Here is a 22159-nt window from a genome sequence, read left to right on the forward strand (position 1 = left end):
GACCAGGAGACCCGCCATGCACTCCCCCGCCCCGACCGGCCCGCTGAGCTGGTTCGCCGACCGCCGGCTCGCCGTGAAGTTCGGCATCATGATCGGCGTCGTCGTCCTGGCCTTCGGTGTGCTGGTCGCCGCGATGCTGACCTCGAACGCCACCGTCCGGGACGCCAGTGCGCACCTGGCCGAGCTGGACGAGGCGGCCGAGCTCGTGCTGCAGCTGGACACCCGGGCCAGTGAGCTGAAGGTGGACGGCCTGAAGGCCCTGGTGAACCCCACCCCCGCCGACCAGCTGGTCGACGTGACCGACGACGTGGCAACGGCGGACGCGCTGCTGGACGAGCTCCGGGACGTCCCGCTGACCGGCGCCAGCGCTGCTGCCGCAGCGGCCGTGCAGTCGACCTTCGGCGACTACCAGCAGGCGCTCACGGCGTTCGTGCAGGCGGCCGTGGCCGACCAGGTCGGCATGCGGGCGCGGTTCGAGGAGATCCAGGTCGCCAACGACCTCACCGACGGGGCGGTCGGCGAGGCCAAGGACGCGCTCGCGGCGGAGTCTGCGACGGCCCAGGCCGAGCTGGACGCCGCGATCACCCAGGGGGCCCGCACCGGTGAGATCGCCGCAGCCCTGGGGCTGGTGGCGATCCTGGTCATCTGCCTGCTCACCCAGCGTTCGCTGGCCCGGCCGCTGCGGCGGGTGCAGGCGTCGCTGGAGGCCATGGCGACCGGTGACCTGACCGTGGACTCCGCCGTCTCCTCCCGGGACGAGGTCGGCCAGATGGCGGTCGCGCTGGGCACCGCGCAGGAGCACCTGCGTGCGGTGATCGCCTCGGTCGCCGCGTCCTCGGATGCGGTGGCGGCTGCCTCGGAGGAGCTGTCGGCGTCCTCGGCGCAGATCTCGTCCTCGGCGGAGGAGACCTCGGCGCAGTCCGGGGTCGTCTCGGCTGCTGCCGAGGAGGTGTCCCGCAGCGTGGCGACGGTGGCGGCGGGTGCCGACGAGATGAGCTCGGCGATCCGGGAGATCAGTCAGAGCGTGAACGAGGCCACCCGGGTCGCCGCCCAGGCCGTGAGCGAGGCGGAGACCACCACGCAGACCATCACCAAGCTCGGCACGTCGTCGCAGGAGATCGGCGCGGTCGTGAAGGCGATCACCTCGATCGCGGAGCAGACGAACCTGCTGGCGTTGAACGCCACGATCGAGGCGGCGCGTGCTGGTGAGGCGGGCAAGGGGTTCGCGGTGGTGGCGAACGAGGTGAAGGAGCTGGCGCAGGAGACGGCGCGGGCGACGGAGGACATCGCGCGGCGCGTGGAGGCGATCCAGGGCGACACGACGGGTGCGGTGTCGGCGATCGGGCGGATCAGCGAGATCATCGGGTCGATCAACGACTTCCAGCTGACCATCGCCTCCGCGGTGGAGGAGCAGACGGCCACCACCAACGAGATGTCCCGGTCGGTGCAGGAAGCCGCCGGCGGGTCGACGGAGATCGCCACGAACATCACCGGTGTCTCGGCGGCGGCCACCTCGACCACTCAGGCGCTGGGGCAGACGCGGCAGGCGGTGGACGAGCTGTCCCGGATGGCCAGCGACCTGCGGGGCAGCGTGGCCCGATTCACCTACTGACCGCTCGGTCACGACGGCCGGCACCTCTCCCGTATCGAGAGGTGCCGGCCGTCGTCGTCGGTGCGTCGCGAGGACCCGCGACGACCATTCCAGGATGTCGACACGAACACCCCGATCATCCGTGAGCGCGCTTCCTGGCGGCCCGAGCGGCGCTTTCTTCTCGCCGTCCAGCTCATCCGGGCATGTCGACAAAGGCGCACCGATGATCGGTTGGTGCACTTTGTTGCGCACGCCATGCGACACGCCAAAAAAACGGCACTTCGCATTACCGGATCGATCACGATGGTCCTCATCCACCGCGCGCAGACGAATGCGATCGATGGAGCGAACGGCCAGGTCGCCCCCCTCCCCCGCACAGTGAACGAACCCAGGAGAAGAACATGTCCGTCAGCCAGCTGGCCCGTACCACCTCGTGGTGGGGCGACCGAGGAGTGAAGACCAAGATCCTCACGGCCGTGGCCGTTCCCGTGGTCGCCGCAGGCGCGATCGGGGTCCTCGGCATGCAGTCCATGTCCGAGGCCACCTCGAGGGCCGAGGTGCTCTACGAGAACAACCTGAAGAGCATCGCGGCCGCGGGGGACATGAACCGCAGGATCAGCGACATGCGGGTGCTCGCTCGGGACGCGATCCTCTCCACGGACCCCGCGGACGCCCAGGTCAACCTGGACCAGCTGGACCCCTTGCTCGCGGAGTTCGACTCGTTCGCCGAGGCGTACGCCGCCGGCGGGCTGGGGGAGGGGCGAGCGAAGGCCTACGACCACCTGGTCGCGACCGTGGACGAGTACGTCACCTTCCAGAAGACCGTGCTGGCGCCGCTGGCCCTGACCGGGGACGTCCAGGGGTGGATCGTCGCGAACGACACGGGCGGTAGGCCGCTGGTCGAGGCGATGACCGAGGACATCCGTGACCTCCGGGAACGGGAGGACGCGGCCGCCGCGGAGCGGTTCGAGGAGATCAGCGCCTCCGCCAGCTCCCAGGCGACGACGTCGATGGTCATCCTGGCGGTCGCAGTGCTGGTCGCGCTGGCGGTGGGGTTGTTCGTGGCGGTCGGGATCGCCCGGGCCACCCGCAGGGTCCAGCTGGTCACCGAGGCGCTGGCCGGTGGTGACCTGACCGTCACGAGTGGCTTGACGACGCAGGACGAGCTCGGCCAGATGGGGGCCTCGCTGGACGCGGCCGTGAGCGAGCTGCGCGGGGTGATGGCGGCGGTCGTGGCCAACGCCGACGCGGTGGCAGCGTCCTCGGAGGAGCTGTCGGCGTCCTCGGCGCAGATCTCGTCCTCGGCGGAGGAGACCGCAGCGCAGTCCGGGGTCGTCTCGGCCGCCGCGGACGAGGTCAGCCGGAACGTGGCCACGGTGGCGGCGGGTGCGGAGGAGATGGGCGCGTCGATCCGGGAGATCTCGCAGAACGCGAACGAGGCGGCGCGGGTGGCGGCGCAGGCGGTGGCGGAGGCGGAGGCGACGACGGTGACGATCACCAAGCTGGGCACCTCCTCCAAGGAGATCGGTGCGGTGGTGAAGGCGATCACCTCGATCGCGGAGCAGACGAACCTGCTGGCGCTCAACGCCACGATCGAGGCCGCCCGGGCCGGTGAGGCGGGCAAGGGCTTCGCGGTGGTGGCCAACGAGGTGAAGGAGCTGGCGCAGGAGACGGCGCGGGCGACGGAGGACATCGCGCGGCGGGTGGAGGCGATCCAGGGTGACACCTCCGGTGCGGTGTCGGCGATCGGGCGGATCTCGGAGATCATCGGGTCGATCAACGACTTCCAGCTGACCATCGCCAGTGCGGTGGAGGAGCAGACGGCCACGACGAACGAGATGTCGCGGTCGGTGCAGGAGGCGGCCAGCGGCTCCACGGAGATCGCCAACAACATCACCGGCGTCTCGACCGCCGCCGACTCGACCACCGAGGCGCTGTCGCAGACCCGGCAGGCCGTCGACGAGCTGTCCCGGATGGCCAGTGACATGCGGGGGAGCGTGGCCCGCTTCACCTACTGAGGCAGGCCCCCGGGGAGGGGCGCCACCGCACAGCAGGGCCGCACGGACACCGCGTCCGTGCGGCCCTGCTGCGTCCCGGCCCGGTCATCAGCAGCGGGTGTCGACTCGTCGTCCCCTGGCGGTGGTCGTCGGTCTTTCTGCTGGTCGACGGCGCGACACGCGCTGCAGACGGCCGGTCACGCCGGCCCGCTGCCCGACGATCTGCGGGACGAAACCGAGTCACACGCGCCCCACGGCTCCCACGCGTGACCGGCCGTCACACCCCCGACCGACGGACCGGTCGGACCAGATCGAGCCCAGGAGGCCCCTTCGTGAGCGCACCATCCGTCCTCGCCCGGTTCCGGCTGCAGGGGATCCTGGCCAAGATCGTCGCCACCGTGGGCCTGGCAGTGCTCGTGGCCGTCGGGGTGGGGCTGGTCGGGCTGCGCAGCCTGGGGGAGTCGGCCGACACCACCGAGGCCATGTACCAGGACGAGCTGGTCGGCACCGTCGACGTCGAGGCCGTACGAGGTGAGCTCTACGCACTGCGGCTGTCGGCGGTGGACTACGCGGTGGCGACCGACCCCCTGGAGAAGCAGAGCTACATGGGCGACCGGCAGGCCGCGTACCAGGGCCTGGCGCGCGCGGCGTCGCACTACCTGGCGACCAACCCGACCTCCCGGAGCCGGGACCTGATCGACCACGCCCTGGCCGAGGTGAACGAGTTCAAGGCCGTGATGCCCGCCCTGGACGACCTGGCCGACGCTGGTGACCTGGCGGCGTGGTCGGCGGCCCGGTCCGCCCAGGCCGACCCGATCGCCGAGTCGATCCTGGCCGACCTGGACGAGCTCGCGACGTTGCGCCAGGACAACGCAGCGGCCAGCGCGGCCGACGCGCGGACGTCCTACCAGGAGACCCGCTGGGTGCTGGTCGGCGTGATCGTCGTCGGAGCCGCCGTGGCGCTGGCGATCGGGGTGCTGGTCGCCCGCCGGATCACCGCCGGGCTGCGCCGGGTGCAGCACGCCGCCGAGGGGCTCGCTGCCGGCGACCTGACCCGCACGGCCGACGTGGCGTCCCGGGACGAGGTGGGCCGGACGGCGGTGGCGCTGGACGGCGCGATGACCCAGCTGCGGTCGGTGATGGCCTCGGTGGTCGCGTCGGCTGATGCGGTGGCGGCGTCGTCGGAGGAGCTGAGCGCGTCGTCGGCGCAGATCTCGTCGTCGGCGGAGGAGACGTCGGCGCAGTCGGGCGTGGTCTCGGCTGCGGCCGAGGAGGTGTCGCGGAACGTGGCGACGGTGGCCGCTGGTGCCGAGGAGATGGGGGCCTCGATCCGGGAGATCAGCCAGAACGCGAACGAGGCCGCGCGGGTGGCCGCGTCGGCGGTGGGTGAGGCCGAGGCGACGACGGCGACGATCACGCAGCTGGGGATCTCCTCCAAGGAGATCGGGGCGGTGGTGAAGGCGATCACCTCGATCGCGGAGCAGACGAACCTGCTGGCGCTGAACGCCACGATCGAGGCGGCGCGGGCTGGTGAGGCGGGCAAGGGGTTCGCGGTGGTGGCGAACGAGGTGAAGGAGCTGGCGCAGGAGACGGCTCGGGCGACGGAGGACATCGCGCGGCGGGTCGAGGCGATCCAGGGCGACACCGGCAAGGCGATCGAGGCCATCGGTGGGATCAGCGCGGTGATCGGGTCGATCAACGACTTCCAGCTGACCATCGCCTCTGCGGTGGAGGAGCAGACGGCGACGACGAACGAGATGTCGCGGTCGGTGCAGGAAGCGGCCGGCGGGTCGACGGAGATCGCCACGAACATCACCGGTGTCTCGGCGGCGGCCAGCTCCACCACCCAGGCCCTCGGCCAGACCCGGCAGGCCGTGGACGAGCTGTCCCGGATGGCCAGTGACCTGCGGGGGAGCGTGGCCCGCTTCACCTACTGAGCGAACAGTTTGAACAATCAGTGACGGGGCACTGACCGTCCGGCTGCAACGCGCGGAGGTCACCCGCTCGCCGTCCCGCGAGCGGGTGACCTCCGCATGGCGTTGCTGCCCGGGCCCCCAGCACGATGGCCTGACCACTTCCTTGGAGGCGACGTGCCCTACTCCCTGGTCAGCGCTGCGACGCTCGGCTTCGACCTCGTCCGACTGCCCGCCGGTGGCCAGGTCGCCGACGTCCTGGTGACCGGCATCGGTGCCGACGCCGCCACCTTGCACCGGATCGCCGCGGCGCACCCCGCCGCCGGCCGCCCCGACGGCGAGCGCGCGGCCCTCGCCGTCCGCGCCCGCCGGGCCCATGAACTCGCTGCCGGTGGCGTCCCCCAGCTGCGCGACCTGACCGACCCGGGTGGTGGCGACGACCGGTCCGCCCGCCTGGTCGCCCTGCTCGAGCGGGGCACGATCGGCAACACCCCGGCCCTGGAGCGGCTGGTGCGCGACGACGTCCTCGGCCCGGAGCACCCCGTCGTGGCCGACCTCGACCCGGCCGTGGCGGCCCAGGCCGCCGACGTGCTGGCCGACGCCGCCACCGGTTGGTGGGCCTCGGACGCACTCGACGCCCCCACGCGGCAGGAGCTGACCGGCCCGTTCGCCACCGCTACCGCCTGGGAGCCGGGCCCGCGGCCCGACCTGGGCCCGGCTGCCCCCGGTGTCGCGGCGTTCTTCGCGGAGCTGCGCGGACTGGACGAGGCCGGCCGCCGGCAGTGGCGGCTGGCCGTCGACGCCGGGCGCGCGCAGCGTCGTCCCTGGGCCGCGGCGATGCACGGTGCCGCGTGGGCCGCGCACGTCTCCGGCCGCACCCGCACCCTCGCCGCTGTCCAGCTGATGACCGTCGGGGTCTTCGCCGAGGCCGGCTTCTCCCCGCGGGACGGCGCCGAGGGCGTCTGGAACGCGCTGGCCGGCTGCGTGCAGGGCCTGGCCATGGCCGACCTGCTGGACGAGGAGTCCCTCGCCGTGTTGGGTGGCCCGTGGACCACGGTGACCGGGCGGTCCCTCCCCCTCGCGGGGTGAATCCGGATGGATCCGTAGTACACGCCTGAATCCGCTCAAGGCCCGGCCCCCGATGCCGATACAGCTCTAGAGCGGCCCACCGGCCGGCACATCGGCTGCGGGGGAACGCGTGGAACAGATCAGGGTGATGGTCGTCGACGACTCCGTCGTCGTCCGCAAGATCGTGACGGACGTGCTGTCCGAGGACCCGATGATCACCGTCGTCGGCACCGCGCCGAACGGTCGGCTGGCCGTGGCCAAGCTCGAGCAGCTCAAGCCCGACCTGGTCACGATGGACATCGAGATGCCGGAGATGAACGGCATCGAGGCGGTGCGCGCCATCCGCAGTCGTGCGGGCGGTCAGACGTACAGCCGGGTGCCGATCATCATGTTCAGCACGCTGACCGAGCGCGGTGCCTCCGCGACCCTGGACGCGCTGTCCGCCGGCGCCAACGAGTACGTGACCAAGCCGGCCAACGTCGGCAGCGTCGCGCAGTCGATGGAGAGCGTCCGGCAGCAGCTCATCCCGAAGATCAAGGCCCTCACCGGCCGGCCGCAGAGCAGTGGCCCCGCGGCCGCCCCGGTCGCCGCGCCGGTCGCCGTCCGCCCGCCGGTGGCGCGCACCCGCGCCCCCAAGGAGCCGGCCGTGCTCGTGATCGGCTCCTCCACCGGTGGCCCCGAGGCGCTCACCAAGGTGCTGCCGCTGCTGCCGGCCTCGCTGCCGGTGCCGGTGCTGCTGGTGCAGCACATGCCCCCCGTCTTCACCCGGCAGTTCGCCCAGCGGCTCGACCGGCTCTGCCCGCTCACCGTGGTCGAGGCCACCGACGGCACCCCGCTGGTGCCCGGCACCGTGCACATCGCCCCCGGTGACTTCCACCTGACCGTGGGAACCAGCGGTGCCAACAAGCGGACGGCGCTGAACCAGGCGCCGCCGGAGAACTTCTGCCGGCCCGCCGTCGACGTCCTCTTCCGCTCGGCCGTGGCCGCCTTCGACGGCGCCGTGCTCGGCGTCGTGCTGACCGGCATGGGCTCCGACGGGCGCATCGGCGCCGGGCAGATCCGGGACGCCGGCGGCACCGTCGTCGCCCAGGACCAGGCCACCTCCGTGGTCTGGGGCATGCCCGGTGCGGTCACCCAGGCCGGCTTCGCCGACGAGGTGCTCCCGCTGGGCCGGATCGCCGAGGCGATCGTCCGACTGCTCCCGACCCCACGCCCGGCCGCCAGCTTCGCCGCTGCCCGGGCCGCTGCCCCGATGGGAGGCCGGCGATGACCCTCACCGCCACCAGCTTCGACTGGGTGCGCCAGCTGGTGCACCGCGAGAGCGCGATCGTCCTGCAGCCCGGCAAGGAGTACCTGGTCGAGGCCCGGCTGCTGCCGATGGCCCAGCAGCGCGGCCTGTCCGGGGTCAGCGAGCTCGTCGAGTCCGTGCGCAGCCGGCCGGACCCGGCGACCACCCGGCGGATCGTCGAGGCGCTCACCACGAACGAGACGTCCTGGTTCCGCGACGGCGACCCGTTCACCGCGCTGACCAGCACGGTGCTGCCGCAGCTGCTGGCCGCCCGCCGGCCCGACGAGCGGCTGCAGATCTGGTCGGCGGCCTGCTCCAGCGGGCAGGAGGCGTACACGATCGCCATGCTGCTGTCCGACGCGATGCCCAACGCCACCACCCGGGTGTCGATCACCGCGACCGACCTGTCCCAGAAGATGGTGGAGCGCACCCGCGCCGGCCGGTTCAGCCAGCTGGAGGTCAACCGGGGGTTGCCCGCCACCATGCTGGTGCGGCACTTCACCCGCAGCGGGAACGAGTGGGAGATCGCCCCGGCGCTGCGCCGGATGATCACCGCGACCGAGTGCAACCTGGCCGCGCCGCTGCCCCGGATGGGCCCCTTCGACGTGGTCTACCTGCGCAACGTCCTCATCTACTTCGACCTGCCCACCAAGCAGGCGATCCTCACCCGAGTCCGCCAGCTCATGCGCCCCGACGGGTGGCTGTTCCTCGGTGCTGCGGAGACCACGCTCGGGGTCGACGAGAACTGGGAGCGGGTCGTCCTCGGCCGCGGCTCCGCCTACCGCCCGCGAAAGGGAGCCTGACCGTGCGAGCTCTGGTGATCGACGATTCCCGCGCCATGCGGCGCATCGTCGGCAGCATCCTCAAGGACTTCGGATACGAGGTGCGTGAGGCCGGAGACGGCCAGCAGGCCCTCGACGCGCTGCAGGAGGGGAAGGCCGAGGGCTGGGTCCCCGACCTGTGCTGCATCGACTGGAACATGCCGGTGATGGACGGGCTGCAGTTCGTCATGGCGGTCCGCGCCAACCCCGACTTCCGCCAGGTGACGCTGATGATGGTCACCACGGAGAGCGAGACCGGCCAGATCGTCAAGGCGCTGGCCGCCGGTGCCCACGAGTACCTGATCAAGCCGTTCACCGCCGACGCGCTCCGCGACAAGCTGGCGCTGCTCGGCCTGCTCCCCGAGGAGGTGTCCGCGTGACCCTGCAGGAAGCCCAGCCGATCAGCGCGCTGCTGGACCAGGAGACGGTGCAGAGCATCGCCGACGAGATCTGGCCGGCGCTGGTCGGTGACGGCGAGGCGTTCGTGCCCGTCCCGGTCGCACCGCCGGCCGAGGTGGTCAGCGCGTGGGTGACGATCAGCGGCCCGTGGGACGGCGCCGTCGTCCTCACCTGCGCGCCGGCCACCGCCGAGGCGCTCGCGGAGAGCGTCCTGATGACCCGGCCGCCCACGGTCGTGGACGACGAGGACGTCGCCGACGCGCTCGGCGAACTCGCCAACGTGCTCGGCGGCAACATCAAGTCCGTCCTGCCGGGGCCCTCCAGCCTCGGCCTCCCCCAGATCGGTTCCGCGCCCACCACCGGGCGGCTGGACGACGTCTGCCGCGTCAACGGTCAGTGGCGCGGACAGAGCCTGACCATCACCGTGCAGGGCGCCACCGAGGCGCCGCACCCGAGCGGAACTGAGGTGCCGCAGTGAAGATCCTGGTGACCGACGACAGCCGTGTCATGCGGCAGATCGTGATCCGCACCCTCCGGCAGGCGGGCTACGACGACCACGACATCGTCGAGGCCGTCGACGGACGCGACGCGTTCGACAAGGTCGGGTCGGAGAAGCCCGACCTGGTGCTCTCGGACTGGAACATGCCCGAGATGACCGGCATCGAGTGCCTGGAGGCGCTGCGCGCCTCGGGCTCGCAGGTGCCCTTCGGCTTCGTGACCTCGGAGGGCTCGCCGGAGATGCGGGAGAAGGCGGCCAACGCCGGCGCCCTCTTCCTCATCGCCAAGCCGTTCAACGAGGACACGTTCAAGGAAGCCCTGGACGGGGTGATCGCATGACCGCCCCCGCACCGGCGCTCCTGCCCAACCCCAAGGACGTCCGCGACCTGCTGGAGGGGCTGTTCGGCAAGGACGTCACCGTCGCCCCGGGCGACCCGGTGTCGCTCAACGACAAGCCGGCCGTCGCCGTCTACGTCGACCCGACGATGGCCACCACAGCCCTCTGCCTGGTCGACATCCGCCTCGCCGCCTGGCTGGCCGGGGCGCTGGCCCTGCTCCCCAAGGGCGGGCTCGAGGACGCCATCGACGAGGGTGAGCTCTCGGAGATGCACCTGGAGGTCGTCTACGAGGTGGTGAACGTGGCCGCCGCGCTGTTCAACGGCGGGGGCGTCAACCACTCGAAGCTCTACAAGCTGCACGCACCGGGGGAGTCGATCCCGGGGGACATCGCCGGCCTGGCTGCGGCGTTCAACCGGATCGACCTCAAGGTCGACGTGGCCGGCTACGGCTCGGGCAACATGTCCATCGTGATGGCGCACTGAGCTCCACGTACGACCAGCAGGACCCGGACGACCAGGGGAGCGGGACCGGTGCGCGAGCACCGGACCCGCTCCCCTGGTCGTCCGTCCGTGGTCAGCGACCGCGGGCGGCCGCCTCGCGCACCGCGTCGGTGATCGCCCGGATGCCCTCCGCCGTCCAGAGCAGGGAGTCGTGGTCGGTGCCGGGCACCTCGCGGGCGGTCACGTCGGCCTCGCCGAGCTGCATCGGCTCCAGCCGCACCTCGTCGTAGAGGCCGGGCACCTCGCCCTGCATGCCGCGGGTGGCCCAGAGCAGGGTCGCCGGCACCGGGAGGTCGGTGGTGGCCTCGAGCACCACCTGGTTGCGGAGCATGTCCGCGCCGTCGACCCGGACCGCCTCGTGCACCACCGCGCTGCGCAGCTCCGGGGGCGTGCCGGTGAGGTCGCGGACGAAGAACGCGGACACCGGCGGGTCGTCGACCCACCGGCCCACCGTCGGGTGCCCGGACCAGAAGTCCCGGACGGCGGGGAGGTCGGGGAACGTGCGGTCCAGCCGGTCCAGGGTCGGCCCGAGGAAGGCGCCGAGCATCGCGTCGGTGTCCGCGGCCGGCGGGACGGCGAAGGGCAGGCCGCCGTCGACCAGCACCAGCCCGTGCACCATGTCCCGCGCCACCCCGGCGGTGGCCAGCGCGGCGACGAACCCGCCCATCGAGTGGCCGACGAGCACGGTCGCGTCGGCCCCGGCCTGGGCGTCGGCGCCGAACCGGTCGAGCAGCGCGGCGAGGTCCGCGGCGTGCACGGACAGGCCGTAGGGACCGGGGAGCCCGGCGCTGCCGGCCCGCCCCCGCAGGTCGGGGGCGACCACCTCGCACTCGCCGGCCAGGGCCGCCGCAACCGGTCCCCAGACCGCGGCGTTCCCGGTGATGCCGTGGACCAGCACGACCAGCGGGGCCCCCGGGGCGTCGGCCGCCCAGTACAGGGCGGCGAGCTCACCGCCCTCGACCGGGACGGTGATCTCCTCGGGGGAGCGGACGTCGGGAGGGGTGCTCACCCGCGCCACCCTGCCGTCCCGGCGTCGAGGTTGCACGTGGAACACGACTCGATCGCGTGCGGGACTACTCCGGGGCGTGCCGGAGCAGGTAGCGGCCGAAGTGCGGGACGGTGAAGGCGATCTGGCCGCGCTCGGCGGAGTAGACCAGGCCCTTCTTGATCAGTGAGTCGCGGGCGGGGGAGAGGGAGGCCGGCTTGCGACCGAGGGTGACCGCGACGTCGGAGGTGCCCACCGCGGCGCCGGTCGGGCCGCCGAGCTCGGCCATCGCGTGCATGTACTCCCGCTCGGCGGGGGTGGCCCGGTCGTAGCGGGAGCCGAAGAAGCCCACCGCGAGCTCGGCCTCGGCGGCCGGTGCGGCCATCGCCACGTCGTCGGCGGTGATCGGCGAGGCGGCGGCGACGTCCCAGGTGACCTTGCCGTAGGCCTGCACGAAGTAGGGGTAGCCGTCGGCGGCGGCGTAGAGGGCGTCCAGCGCAGCGGTGTCGAACTCGACGTCCTCCCGCTCGGCCGGCGCCAGCAGCGCCCGGTCGGCGGCGGGCCGGTCCAGCCGGTCGATCCTCAGGTAGCGGAACAGCCGTTCGGAGTAGCTCTTCGAGGCGCTCAGGACGGCGGGCAGGTGGGGGAGTCCGGCGCCGACGACGATCAGCGGCGAGCCCTGCTGGGAGAGCTCGTGGCAGGCGGCGCAGATCGCCGAGACGTCGTCGGTCTGCACGTCCTGCATCTCGTCGATGAACAGCGCCACGCCCTTGCCCACGTCGGCGGCGAGGCCGGCCACGTCGCTGAGCAGCTCGACCAGGTCGATCTCCATGTCGCCGGAGTCGGCACGGCCGGTGGTGGCCGGCACGTCGATGCCGGGCTGCCAGCGGTCGCGCACCTTCGCATCAGCAGGTGCCTGCCGCTGCGCGAAGGCCTTCAGCGTGCCCAGGACGGCGTCGGTGGACTCCTGGTCGGGGTGGCGCAGCTCGCGCAGCGCCATGTGCAGCGCGGCCGACAGCGGCCGGCGCAGCGACTGGTCCGGTCGGGCCTCGATCTTCCCGGTGCCCCAGCCGCGGGTGATCGCCGCGGAGCGCAGCTGGTTGAGCAGCACGGTCTTGCCGACACCCCGCAGCCCGGTGAGCACCAGGGAACGCTCCGGCCGCCCGCGCGCGATCCGTTCCAGGACGACGTCGAAGGCCGACAGCTCGGTGTCCCGGCCGGCCAGCTCGGGCGGGCGCTGGCCGGCGCCGGGGGCGTACGGGTTCCGGACGGGGTCCATGTCGAGCACCCTATGCCGGTGTCTTGCTGTCGGGTTAGAGACCGTTAGACGACGGCATCGACCGCCGTCTCGACCTCCGTCTGACCGTCTCTAGCAGTGATCCTAGACAGCGCGATACGGCGTCAGACGGACCTCGAGGAGTCGCGGCGACGGCGATGACGCTACCACGGTGTTCGAACGCGTGTTCGAACAGACCTCTTCTCGTCAGGCTTCCGGGCCGCCGGCGCCGGCCGGTCGCCGACGACGGTGGGTGGCCACCCCCAGGGCCACGAGGGCCACGGTGAGCGGGACCAGGCTCGCCAGCAGGGGGACCGCGCCGCGCCCGGCCGCGCCCACCGTCGCCCCGATCGACACGTGCAGCACGGTGCCCGGCACCAGGCCCAGTGCGGTGCCTGCCAGGTGGTCGCGCCACCGCATGCCGGACAGCCCGGCGGCGTAGCTGACCACGGTGAACGGCACGACCGGCGTGAGCCGGCCGATCAGCACGGCGACGAACCCGCGCTCGGACAGCAGCGCGTCGGCCCGGGCCAGCCGCGGCCCGGCCAGCCGGGTGACCACCTCCCGGCCGAGCCGGCGGGCGAGCAGGAACCCGGCGGCGGCGCCGAGGACGCCACTGGTCAGCGCCAGGGCGAGGCCGCCCCAGAACCCGGCGAGGACGCCGGCGAGCAGGGAGAGCGCGGTGCGGGGGACCGGCGCGAGCGTGGCCACCGCCAGACCGGCGACGAGGGTCGCCCAGCCGAAGGGGCCGGCGTCGGCGAGCCAGTCGCGCAGGGTGGCGACGTCGGGGAGGTCGGCCGTGAGCGTGATGGCGCCACCGGCCACGACCAGGGTGACCAGCAGCAGGGCGCGACGCGCCGTCCGGGCGGGCAGTCGGCGCAGTCCGGCGGTCGGCCGACGGGGGAGTGGCGCCACGGCTGGGTCCTGCGGCGGCGCGCTCACCGGCCCAGTCTCCCAGCGCAGCGCCCCGCCGGGGGGCGACTCCCGGCGGGGCGCGCGATGACCGGTCCGGGCGGGCGCCTCGCGGCGACCGGACCGACTGCCCGGGACAACGAGCGGCAGACTCGGTGGTTCCCCACCGGATCGTGGGACATGCAGCTCTGTCGGGCCGTCTGCCGATGTCTAGCGACGACGCGAGAATCGGTTAGACGATGGGAGTCCCGCCCATCGTGATCAGTGCGCGTTACCGTGCCGCCGTGGCCACGATCGGCAAGTTCGCCGTCCGCGTCGTCGTGCTCGCGGCGATCATCTTCGCCGTGACCCGGCTCGTCGAGGGGATCGAGGTGATCGGCAACCCGACCGGCTTCTTCGGCGAGACCGGCACCTACCTCTGGGTCGCGCTGCTGTTCGCGCTGGTCAACTCCATCGTCGGGCCGATCGTCCGGCTGCTGGCGCTGCCGTTCGTGATCCTCACCCTGGGCCTGTTCCTGCTGGTGATCAACGCGGCGATGCTCGGCCTCACCGCGGCACTGTCCGACCGGTTCACCGTCGACGGCTTCCTGGCCGCCTTGTTCGGCGGGTTCCTCATCGCCCTCTTCAGCTGGATCGCCGAGCTGGTGCTGCCGTTGAAGGTGCGCGGCCACTAGCGTCGGTGAGCATGGCTCGTCTGGGTTCGGAGTCCGAACGGTCCACGCGCATCCCGACCGGTCCGGGGGGCGACAGCGCCCAGGTCCCCCCGGGTGGCGGGACGGGTGACGCGCCCGTCGACAGCCCTGTCGACAGCCCTGTCGACATGGCCTCGCTGGAGGCGGCGCAGGAGGAGAAGCGGCGACTGTTGGACCGGGCGGCCACCGCGGCACGCGGGCTGCTGACCGACCAGGGCGCCCTCCCGGCCGGCGTCCAGTCGGCCGACACCCCGGTGCTGCTGCACCGCTTCTACGCCGGCGAGCCGGCCGCGGAGGTGGTCGGCCACGACCCCGCGGACCTGGCTGCCCTCGCGCTGGGGCACCTCCGGCTGGCGGCCTCCCGCCGGCCGGGCACCCCGGTCGTCGACGTCCACCGCACGGACGGCGGACGGGCCGTGCTCCGCGTCGTCGTCGACGACATGCCGTTCCTCGTCGACTCGGTGACCGCCGAGGTGACCCGGCAGGGCATCGCCCCCGACCACGTCGTGCACCCGGTCGTGGTCGTCCGGCGGGACGCCGACGGCGCGCTGGTCGCCTTCTGCGACAGCGCCGACGCCGCCACCTGCGGTGCCGACGCGATCGCCGAGTCCTGGATGTCCGTCGTCCTCTCCGGGCAGGTCGACGAGGAGGCCGCCGCCGACCTGCTGGCCGGGATCGGTGCGGTGCTCGACGACGTCCGCCGCTCGCACACCGACGCCGACGCCCTGGCCGGGCGGGCCGGGGAGATCGCCGACGCGCTGGACCGCCTGCCGGCGCCCGAGGACGCCGGCCACCCCGCCGACGACCCGGCCGAGGCCGCAGCACTGCTCCGCTGGCTGACCCGGGGCAACTTCCTCTTCCTCGGCGCCCGCACCGTCGAGCTGGTCGGGGACGCCGCCGAGCCGGCGGTCGACGTGGTCGCCGGCTCCGAGCTCGGCGTGCTGCGCAGCTCCCCCGCGCGAGCCACCTCGGTGGCGCCGGCCGCGCTGGCCGCACCCGGCGCGGTGGCCGCCCGCCGGGTCCGGATCACCAAGGGCGACGCCCGGTCCACCGTGCAGCGCCCCGCCTGGCTGGACCTGGTCGTCGTCGACCTGCCCAGCGACTCGCCGGGCAGCCGGGGCCGTCAGCACCTCCTGGTGGGCCTGTTCCCGAACGAGGCGTACACCAGCAGCGTCCGGGACGTGCCGCTGGTCCGGCGGACCGCCGACGCCGTGCTGGCGCGCTCAGGGGTGCCCGCCGACAGCCACTCGGGCAAGCAGCTGCTCGACGTCCTGGAGACCTATCCGCGCGACGAGCTGCTGCAGGTCGACGTCGACGAGCTGCTGCCGGTGGCGCTGGCCGTGCTGCACCTGCGGGAGCGCCGACAGACCCGGTTGTTCCTGCGCCGCGACCCGTTCGGCCGGTTCTTCTCCGCCCTCGTCTACCTGCCGCGCGACCGGTACACCACGCAGGTCCGGCTGACCATGCAGCGCCTCCTGCTGGAACACCTGGGCGGCACCCACGTCGAGTTCACGGTCCGGTCCAGCGAGTCGGTGCTCACCCGCCTGCACTTCGTCGTCCGGGTGCCGGTGAGCCGGCGGGGTGGCGCGTCGCTGCCCGACGTCGACGTGCCGGCTCTGGAGGCGGCGCTGGCAGCGGCGGCCCGCAGCTGGACCGACGACCTGGCCGAGGCCCTGGCCGCGCGGCACGGGAGCGACGCGCCCCGGCTGCTGGCCCGGGTCGCGGACGCCTTCCCCGCGGCCTACCAGGAGGAGTTCCCGGCGCAGGTCGCCGTGGAGGACCTCGCGCGGCTGGACCGGCTGGCCCCCGGTGGGCTGGACCTGCGGTTGCGGGCGCCGGCCGGCCCGGAAGGGGAGCGCCGGCTGACCGTGTACCGGGTGGGGGAGCGGCTGCTGCTGTCCGACGTGCTGCCGGTGCTGCAGCACATGGGCGTCGACGTGCTCGACGAGCGGCCCTACGAGATCGACCGGATCGGCGCCCCGCTGGCCTGGGTGTACGACTTCGGCCTGGCGTCGCCGACCGTCGAGGTGCCCTTCGCCGGCACGCTGCCCGAGCGCTTCACCGACACGATCACCGCCGTCTGGGCCGGCCGCGCGGAGGACGACGCCCTCAACTCCCTGGTGCTGCTGGCCGGGCTGACCTGGCGGCAGGTGGCCGTGCTGCGCGCCTACGTGCAGTGGCTGCGCCAGGGTGGGCTGCCCTTCGGCCAGTCCTACGTGCAGGAGACGCTCGCCGCGCACCCGGGGATCGTGGCCCGGCTGGTCGCGCTGTTCGAGACCCGGTTCCACCCCGACCGGTCGGCGGGCCGCGAGGCGCGCACCACCGCCCTGGTCGAGTCGCTGACCGCGGCGATCGGCGAGGTGGCCTCCCTGGACGCCGACCGGGTCCTGTCCTCGCTGCTGGCCGCCGTCCGGGCGACCCTGCGGACGACGGCGTACACGGCCGGCGTCTTCACCGAGGGCGCCCCGCTGGCGCTCAAGCTGGACCCCTCCGCCGTCCCGGACCTGCCCGAGCCCCGGCCGGCGCGCGAGGTGTGGGTCAGCTCGCCGCAGGTGCTCGGTGTGCACCTGCGCTTCGGTGCGGTGGCCCGCGGCGGGCTGCGCTGGAGCGACCGGCGGGAGGACCTGCGCACCGAGGTGCTCGGCCTGGTCAAGGCGCAGACGGTGAAGAACACCGTGATCGTGCCGACCGGGGCCAAGGGCGGCTTCGTGGTGCTGCGGGGACCGGGCGAGGGCGCCTCCCGCGACGAGGTGCTCGCCGAGGGCAAGGCTCGCTACACCCAGTTCATCGGTGCGCTGCTGGCGCTCACCGACAACCTGGTCGAGGGAACCGTGGTCCCGCCGGAGCGGGTCGTCCGGCACGACGGCGACGACACCTACCTGGTGGTCGCCGCGGACAAGGGGACGGCGACCTTCTCCGACCTGGCCAACTCGGTGGCGATCGAGCGCGGGTTCTGGCTGGGCGACGCGTTCGCCTCCGGCGGCTCGGTCGGCTACGACCACAAGGCGATGGGCATCACCGCCCGCGGCGCCTGGGAGTCGGTGACCCGGCACTTCCGCGAGCTCGGGGTCGACGTGCAGGCCCAGGAGGTCACCGTCGTGGGCGTCGGCGACATGTCCGGCGACGTGTTCGGCAACGGCATGCTGCTGTCCGAGCAGCTGCGGCTGGTGGCCGCCTTCGACCACCGGCACGTCTTCGTCGACCCGACCCCGGACGCCGCTGTCTCCTTCGCCGAGCGCCGGCGGCTGTTCGAGCTGCCGCGTTCCTCCTGGGCCGACTACGACCGCTCGCTGATCAGCGCCGGTGGCGGGGTGTGGCCGCGGACGGCGAAGTCCGTGCCGGTGTCCGCCCCGATGCGCGCGGCGCTGGGGCTGGCCGACGACGTGGCGGCCCTGAGCCCGCCCGAGCTGGTGCGCGCGGTGCTGCTGGCCCCGGTCGACCTGCTGTTCAACGGCGGGATCGGCACCTACGTGAAGGCCGCCGGGGAGAGCGCGCTGGACGTGGGGGACAAGGCCAACGACGCGGTGCGGGTCGACGGCGGCCAGCTGCGGGTCCGGGTGGTCGGCGAGGGCGGCAACCTGGGCCTGACCCAGCGGGGGCGGATCGAGTACGCGCTGGCCGGGGGGCGGGTGAACACCGACGCGATCGACAACTCCGCCGGCGTCGACACCTCCGACCACGAGGTCAACATCAAGATCGCGCTGAACCGGGTGGTCGACGAGGGGCGCCTGGAACCGGACGACCGGGCTCGGCTGCTGGAGGAGATGACCGACCAGGTGGCCGCGGCCGTGCTCGGGGACAACTACGCGCAGAACGCGACGCTGGCCACCGAGTGCGCCGCATCGCGAGGGCTGCTCGACGCCCACCAGCGCTACCTGCGGGCCCTGGAGCGGGCCGGCCGGCTCGACCGTGCCGTGGAGGCGCTCCCCGACGACCGGGCGTTGGCCGAGCGCCGCCGCGACGGTCAGGCCCTGACCGGACCCGAGCTGTCCGCGCTGCTGGCCTACGCCAAGATCGAGGCCGGCGACGCGGTGCTGGACTCGGGGTTGCCCGACGACCCGGCGCTGGCCGAGCTGCTCGAGGACTACTTCCCGACCGCACTGCGTGCCCGCTTCCCGACCGCGCTGACCAGCCACCCGCTCCGGCGGGAGATCGTGGCCACGGTGCTGAGCAACCGGGCGGTCAACACCGCTGGGGTCACCGGGCTGTTCCGGCTGGGTGAGGAGACCGGTGCCCCGGTCGCCGCAGTGGTGCGGGCGCACACCGTCGCCCGGGCGGTCTTCGACGTCGACCGGCTGTGGGACGCCCCCAGGGACCTGGACAACCGGGTGCCGGCCGCCACGCAGGTGCGACTGCGCACCGAGGGGACCCGGCTGGCCGAGCGGACCACCCGCTGGCTGTTGCGGATCCCCGAGCTCACCGCGGAGCCGGCGGCCACGCTGGCCCCGGTGATCGAGCGGTTCGCCGGGCCGGTCGCCGAGGTCCGTGCCGGCCTGCCCGGCTGGCTGCTGGGTGCCGACGCCGAGGCCTACGCCGAGCGGGCCGCGGAGCTGCGGGCCGCCGGCGTCCCACCGGAGCTGGCCGCCGAGGTCGCCGCGGCGCCGCTGCTGCCGACGGCGCTGGACCTGGCGGTGGTGGCCGAGGACACCGGTGCCCCCATCGCGCTGGCCGCGCAGGTGTCGCAGTGCCTGGCCGAGCGGCTGGCCCTGGTGCCGCTGCGGGAGCTGGTCATCGAGCTGCCCCGGGACCGGCGCTGGCCGTCGATGGCCCGGGCGAGCCTGCGGGACGACCTGGCCACCGAGCAGGCGACGCTCACCGCCGACGTGCTGGGCCTGCGGAGGTCCGATCGCGAAGAAGCGGCCGACCTGGTCGAGCGGTGGGTCGATGACTGGGACGTCGCCCAGCAGCGGGCCGCGGCGCAGCTGGCCGACCTGGCCTCCGGTGACCGGCACGAGCTGGCCGAGCTGCTGGTCGCGGTCCGCACGCTGCGGGGGCTGCGCAGCCGCCGCTGAGGCCCCACCTGCTCGCGACACGCCGAGGAGAGTGAGTGGAGCGCTGATCGGTGGGGCACAACCGGCCTGTGAAGACCGTCGTGATCGCCACCCTCGGTGGCCTGCTGACCCTCGCCGGCATCGCGCTGCTGGTGCTGCCCGGCCCGGGGTTCGTGCTCGTCGCCGCCGGGCTGGCGGTGCTGGCCACCCGGTTCGCCTGGGCGAAGAAGCCGCTGGACTACGCCCAGGACAAGGCCGTGGCGGGCGTCGAGGAGGTCGGCCGCAGCCCCTGGCGGGCCGCCGGCGCCGTCCTCGCCGCCCTCGCCCTGGTCGCCGTCGGGGCGCTGGTGCTCGCCGGGGTGGAGTTGCCGTTCACGAACGCCCTGACCGCCGTCGTGCTGGTCGCCTCCGGGCTGTTCCTCGTGGGCACGGTGGTCTTCGCCCGCAAGCACGAGCACACCATGGAGGCCCGGGCCCACCGCCCGGCCGGGGTGGCAGGCACCGACGGCGCCTACCGCGTCGTCCCGTCCAGCCAGGACTGACCTCCGGGCTCAGCCCAGGTCGGGACGGCGCCGGCCGAAGCCGGTGGCCTGCTCGAACGCGTGCCCGACCTCCAGCACCCGGCGGTCGGCCCGCGGCGCACCGATGACCTGCAGGCCCACCGGGAGGCCGTCGGGGGTGAACCCGCCGGGCACAGACAGTGCGGGGCACCCGGTCGCCGAGATCAGCGTGCAGGAGCGCATCCATCCCAGGTAGTCGTCCTGGGGGACGCCGGCGACCTCGGTCGGGTACTCCTGCTCGACCGGGAACGGCAGCACCTGGGTGGTCGGCGCCAGCAGCACGTCGTAGCGCTCGAAGAACGCCACGACCCGTTCGAAGAGCGCGGTGTGCGCCACCTCCGCGCGGCCGACGTCGGCGCCGGTCAGCGCGGCCCCGCGGGCGGCGTTCCAGCGGATCGTCTCCTTCACCTGGTCCGGGTGCTCGCGCACCAGGTCACCGAAGCTCGCCTCGAACAGCCAGGCGCGCAGCACGCCGAACGCCTCGTCGGCGCCGGCCAGGTCGGGGCAGTCCTCCTCGACGGTGGCGCCCAGGTCGCGGAAGACCCCGAGCTGCTCCATCAGCACGCCGGTGATCGCCGGGTCGACCGGCACCTGACCGCCCAGGTCGGGGGCCCACGCCACGCGCAGGCCGGTCAGCTCGGTCGGCAGTGGTGCGGCGAACGGGGCGCCGGGGTCGTTCAGCGAGATCGGCACCCGCGGGTCGGAGCCGGCCAGCGCGGACAGCCCCAGGGCGACGTCGGCGACGGTGCGGCCCATCGGCCCCTGCACCGACAGCTGCGACCAGCCGATCGCGGCAGGGTGGGTGGGCACCCGGCCGGGCGTGGGGCGCAGGCCGACGACGTTGCAGAACGCCGCCGGGTTGCGCAGCGAGCCCCCCATGTCGCTGCCCTCGGCGATCGGCACCAGGCCCGCGGCCAGCGCCGCGGCCGCGCCGCCGGAAGACCCGCCGGCGGACAGGCCGTGCCGGTAGGGGTTGTGGGTCGCACCGAACAGGGTGTTGAAGGTGTGCGAGCCGGCCGCGAACTCCGGCACGTTCGTCTTGCCGACCCGGATCGCCCCGGCAGCCCGCAACCGGGCGACCACCAGCTCGTCGCGGGCCGGGACCGTCTCGGCGTGCAGCGGGGAGCCCCAGGTGGTGCGCATGCCACCGGTGGCGTGGGTGTCCTTGTGCGCGACCGGCAGGCCGTGCAGCGGACCGACCGGCCCACCCGCGGCGAGCCGGGCGTCGGCGGCGTCGGCCGCGGCCCGGGCGCCCTCGGCGTCCAGGGTGACGATCGCGTTGAGCTCGGGGTTCAGCCGCTCGATCCGGTCGAGGTGGGCGTCCATCAACTCCCGGGCAGACACCTCCCGGTCGCGGACCAGCGCGGCCAGCTCGGTCGCCGGACGGGTGCACAGGTCGTCGACGTCACTCACCCGGGCGACGGTAGCGGGTCCTTCAGCGCTGAGGAACCTCGGTCAACGGGTCACGGCCGCTGCCGGGACGACGAGGGTGAGTTCGGTGCCGCCGTCGTGTTCCACGTGCAACCCCGCGCGGCGCAGCAGCGCCCGCAGTCGGACGACGGAGTCCGGCTCGGCGGTGGTCGTCGCCAGCAGCCGGGCCAGCCGGCCCTTGTGCGCCTTGTTGAAGTGGCTGACCACCGCCCGGGTGCCGTCGGGGCGTTCGCTGAGCACCTGCACGGTGACCGCGTCAGGGACGGGGGCCAGCTCGGCGTAGGCCCCGGACCGCAGGTCGACCACCAGGTCGTCCACGCCGGCCAGCACGTCGGTGAGCACGGGCTTCCAGAGCGACCGCAGCGTCGGCAGCCCGGGCAGGGAGCTGCCGGCGGAGAGCCGGTAGGCAGGGACGGCGTCGTCGGCGCGCAGCAGGCCGAACAGCGCCGACCCCACCGCCAACCGCCCGGCGGCCCGGCGGCGCTGCGCGCGGGTCAGCGACTGGACGTCCAGGGCGTCGTAGAGGACGCCGGTGTAGCGCTCGATCGCCGGCATCGTCGGGCTGGTGCGCAGTGCGGCGTTGCGGGCGATCTCGCCGTCCTGGGCGGGGGAGAGGCCGAGCGCGGCCCGGGCGGCCGGGACGTCGGCAGCGAGGCTCGCCACCGCCGCCACCAACTGCTCCCGGAGGGGGTTCAGCTCCGGGGTGCCGAGGGCACTCGGGTCCAGCGGGGCGCCGTCCCCACCCGGGTGCTTGGTCTCCGACGGCGGCAGCAGGACGAGCACGAGGAGGAACGGTAGGTGACCGCGCCCGCCGTGTTCGTGGGCGGCCCTGGGTCGCGTGATCTACCGTTCGGCGACCGCTGCGTTCGCAGTGCAGGTCGGTGGGCCGGTGAGGACA

General features: G+C 73.7%; 18 protein-coding genes. 13 read left to right on the forward strand and 5 right to left on the reverse strand.

Annotation, left to right across the window (positions count from 1 at the left end; genetic code table 11):
- The first annotated feature begins 16 nt into the window (after positions 1-16).
- The 10 genes from O2V63_RS14250 to O2V63_RS14295 all read left to right on the forward strand — a co-directional run bounded on the left by O2V63_RS14250 (position 17) and on the right by O2V63_RS14295 (position 10396).
- Positions 17-1612, forward strand: a complete 1596-nt coding sequence (locus O2V63_RS14250; protein WP_269168220.1) for a methyl-accepting chemotaxis protein — start codon at positions 17-19, stop codon at positions 1610-1612.
- A gap of 380 nt (positions 1613-1992) precedes the next feature.
- Complete coding sequence (locus O2V63_RS14255; RefSeq protein ID WP_269168221.1) at positions 1993-3609, forward strand: methyl-accepting chemotaxis protein; 1617 nt, start codon at positions 1993-1995, stop codon at positions 3607-3609.
- A 311-nt stretch (positions 3610-3920) separates the two neighbouring features.
- Positions 3921-5525: a methyl-accepting chemotaxis protein gene (locus tag O2V63_RS14260; RefSeq protein WP_269168222.1), complete on the forward strand. Its 1605-nt coding sequence runs from the start codon at positions 3921-3923 to the stop codon at positions 5523-5525.
- A gap of 153 nt (positions 5526-5678) precedes the next feature.
- A complete protein-coding gene (locus tag O2V63_RS14265) occupies positions 5679-6590 on the forward strand; it encodes a hypothetical protein (protein ID WP_269168223.1) in 912 nt (303 codons plus the stop codon).
- A gap of 109 nt (positions 6591-6699) precedes the next feature.
- Positions 6700-7839 carry a protein-glutamate methylesterase/protein-glutamine glutaminase gene (locus O2V63_RS14270; RefSeq protein WP_269168224.1) on the forward strand — a complete coding sequence of 380 codons (1140 nt, stop codon included), beginning with the start codon at positions 6700-6702 and terminating at the stop codon, positions 7837-7839.
- Entirely contained in the window at positions 7836-8660 is an 825-nt protein-coding gene (locus tag O2V63_RS14275) for a CheR family methyltransferase (RefSeq protein ID WP_269168225.1), read from the forward strand. The genes O2V63_RS14270 and O2V63_RS14275 overlap by 4 nt, the downstream gene beginning before the upstream one ends.
- 2 nt (positions 8661-8662) lie before the next feature.
- Positions 8663-9058, forward strand: a complete 396-nt coding sequence (locus O2V63_RS14280) for a response regulator (RefSeq protein ID WP_269168226.1) — start codon at positions 8663-8665, stop codon at positions 9056-9058.
- On the forward strand, positions 9055-9555 hold the full coding sequence (locus tag O2V63_RS14285; protein ID WP_269168227.1) for a chemotaxis protein CheX: 501 nt from the start codon (positions 9055-9057) through the stop codon (positions 9553-9555). Before O2V63_RS14280 ends, O2V63_RS14285 begins: the two co-directional genes overlap by 4 nt.
- A complete protein-coding gene (locus O2V63_RS14290) occupies positions 9552-9914 on the forward strand; it encodes a response regulator (RefSeq protein ID WP_269164195.1) in 363 nt (120 codons plus the stop codon). Before O2V63_RS14285 ends, O2V63_RS14290 begins: the two co-directional genes overlap by 4 nt.
- On the forward strand, positions 9911-10396 hold the full coding sequence (locus tag O2V63_RS14295; RefSeq protein WP_269168228.1) for a hypothetical protein: 486 nt from the start codon (positions 9911-9913) through the stop codon (positions 10394-10396). The genes O2V63_RS14290 and O2V63_RS14295 overlap by 4 nt, the downstream gene beginning before the upstream one ends.
- Before the next feature lie 91 nt (positions 10397-10487).
- Here O2V63_RS14295 and O2V63_RS14300 read toward each other — a convergent pair whose 3' ends face one another.
- The 3 genes from O2V63_RS14300 to O2V63_RS14310 all read right to left on the reverse strand — a co-directional run bounded on the left by O2V63_RS14300 (position 10488) and on the right by O2V63_RS14310 (position 13617).
- Complete coding sequence (locus O2V63_RS14300; RefSeq protein WP_269168229.1) at positions 10488-11423, reverse strand: alpha/beta fold hydrolase; 936 nt, start codon at positions 11421-11423, stop codon at positions 10488-10490.
- Positions 11424-11487: 64 nt separating this feature from the next.
- On the reverse strand, positions 11488-12678 hold the full coding sequence (locus tag O2V63_RS14305) for an ATP-binding protein (RefSeq protein WP_269168230.1): 1191 nt from the start codon (positions 12676-12678) through the stop codon (positions 11488-11490).
- A 204-nt stretch (positions 12679-12882) separates the two neighbouring features.
- Positions 12883-13617, reverse strand: a complete 735-nt coding sequence (locus O2V63_RS14310; protein WP_269168231.1) for a TVP38/TMEM64 family protein — start codon at positions 13615-13617, stop codon at positions 12883-12885.
- 254 nt (positions 13618-13871) lie between these two features.
- On the opposite strand from O2V63_RS14310, the gene O2V63_RS14315 reads away from it, so the two are divergent.
- The 3 genes from O2V63_RS14315 (at position 13872) to O2V63_RS14325 (ending at position 19812) form a co-directional block, all read left to right on the forward strand.
- Positions 13872-14261: a phage holin family protein gene (locus tag O2V63_RS14315; RefSeq protein ID WP_269164200.1), complete on the forward strand. Its 390-nt coding sequence runs from the start codon at positions 13872-13874 to the stop codon at positions 14259-14261.
- 146 nt (positions 14262-14407) lie between these two features.
- Positions 14408-19291 (forward strand): NAD-glutamate dehydrogenase, encoded by a 4884-nt coding sequence (locus O2V63_RS14320; RefSeq protein WP_269168232.1) that lies wholly within the window; start codon positions 14408-14410, stop codon positions 19289-19291.
- Positions 19292-19359: 68 nt separating this feature from the next.
- Entirely contained in the window at positions 19360-19812 is a 453-nt protein-coding gene (locus tag O2V63_RS14325; protein WP_269168233.1) for a PGPGW domain-containing protein, read from the forward strand.
- A 9-nt stretch (positions 19813-19821) separates the two neighbouring features.
- Here the strand turns inward: O2V63_RS14325 and O2V63_RS14330 are convergent, their stop codons facing one another.
- Together O2V63_RS14330 and yaaA are read right to left on the reverse strand one after the other, a co-directional pair.
- Positions 19822-21243 (reverse strand): amidase, encoded by a 1422-nt coding sequence (locus O2V63_RS14330; RefSeq protein ID WP_269168234.1) that lies wholly within the window; start codon positions 21241-21243, stop codon positions 19822-19824.
- A 42-nt stretch (positions 21244-21285) separates the two neighbouring features.
- Positions 21286-22044 (reverse strand): peroxide stress protein YaaA, encoded by a 759-nt coding sequence (gene yaaA, locus O2V63_RS14335; RefSeq protein ID WP_269168235.1) that lies wholly within the window; start codon positions 22042-22044, stop codon positions 21286-21288.
- Positions 22045-22159 lie beyond the last annotated feature (115 nt).

Origin of the sequence: Modestobacter sp. VKM Ac-2977 (assembly GCF_026968045.1) — a bacterium.
GTDB lineage: Bacteria > Actinomycetota > Actinomycetes > Mycobacteriales > Geodermatophilaceae > Modestobacter.